1 protein-coding gene is annotated in these 691 nt (G+C 49.3%); it reads right to left on the bottom strand.

What is annotated here, in order from left to right; genetic code table 11:
- A partial coding sequence (locus R8O10_RS25255; protein ID WP_318191962.1) for a citrate/2-methylcitrate synthase occupies positions 1–691 on the bottom strand: 691 nt, incomplete at both ends.

Genomic DNA, 691 nt, shown 5'->3' on the forward strand with positions numbered 1-691 from the left:
GCTCAGATACTGCGTATAAATGCGTGTCACCCACATGCTTCGACAATTCTTCAGACCAACGTTTGATCAGTGCGTTGCGAGGGTCGCTTTCTCGATAAATCGCATGACCAAAGCCCATGATCTTGTCTTTATTCGCCAGCATTTGCATGATGTTGGCTTCGGCTTCATCCGGCGTCTGCCAGTCTTCAATCATCTCCATCGCTGCTTCGTTTGCGCCGCCGTGAAGAGGGCCACGAAGCGTACCGATTGCAGCTGTAATGCAAGAGTGAATGTCGGACAATGTTGATGCACAAACGCGTGCTGCGAAGGTTGATGCGTTAAACTCATGCTCTGCGTAAAGAATTAATGAACAGTGCATCACTTGCTTGTGTAGCGCTGATGGCTCTTTATCTGTAAGTAATCGCAAGAAATAACCGCCGATGCAGTCTTCGGTTTGATCTTCTGTGTCGATACGAACGCCATCGTGACTAAAACGGTACCAGTAACAGATGATGGCTGGGAACAAGGCTAACATGCGCTCAGTCGCTTGCAGTTGCTCATCAAAGCTCATTTCCTGCTCTAAGTTACCCAATACAGAGCAACCTGTACGCATGACGTCCATTGGGTGCGCGCTTGCAGGGATCAGTTCTAAAGCTTGCTTTAGCTCGGTCGGCAAACCGCGAAGGCTCAGTAGGTGTGTCTTGTACGCATC

It is taken from the genome of Vibrio sp. 1727 (assembly GCF_033344415.1).
GTDB lineage: Bacteria > Pseudomonadota > Gammaproteobacteria > Enterobacterales > Vibrionaceae > Vibrio > Vibrio alginolyticus.